Source organism: Komagataeibacter intermedius TF2 (genome assembly GCF_000964425.1).
GTDB classification, from domain to species: Bacteria; Pseudomonadota; Alphaproteobacteria; order Acetobacterales; family Acetobacteraceae; genus Komagataeibacter; species Komagataeibacter intermedius.
In genome coordinates, this window is the sequence record NZ_BANF01000151.1 from 1 (window position 1) to 587 (window position 587).

At 62.5% G+C, this 587-nt stretch carries 1 protein-coding gene; it reads right to left on the reverse strand.

Annotated features, from left to right (window positions below; translation table 11 throughout):
* Window positions 1–587: IS21 family transposase (istA, locus tag B7449_RS14870; protein WP_048883759.1), on the reverse strand; the 587-nt coding region annotated here is incomplete at both ends.

Below are 587 nucleotides of genomic sequence, written 5' to 3' on the forward strand. Positions count from 1 at the left end.
GCGGTCTTCATGTTGTCAAAAATACCCCGCCGCGGCACGCCACCGAGCACGCGGAAGGCCTCGGTAAGCGCATCGAAAAGCATCTCGTGGGTCTGCAGGGGATAGGCCCTGAGTATGAAGGCCCGGCTGAAGGACAGTTTGGTGTGGGCAACCTGCAGCTTGACGCGATGCCCGGCAATCACCGCCCAGTCCTCGCCCCAGTCGAACTGGAAGGCTTCCCCGGGCTGGAAGCATAGGGGCACGAAAACACCCCGACCCGTTGTCTGGCGTGCCTGGCGCTGTTCGTGTTTCCACTGCCGGATGAAAGCGGCCACCCGTCCGTAGGACCCATCATAACCCAGCGCCACAAGGTCTTCATGCAGTCGTCGCGCCGTGCGCCGGTTCTTGCGGGGGCGAGCGGCTTCCAGGACCAGCCATCCCCTCAGCCTGTCAGCAAACGGGTCCAGTCGGCTGGGACGTTCGGGAACCTGAAACCGTGGTTCAATACTCTGTGCCCGGAGATATTTCCGGATCGTATTGCGTGACAGTCCCGTCCGGCGTTCGATCTCGCGGATCGGAAGATGATCCCGGCAGTGCCACCGACGGAT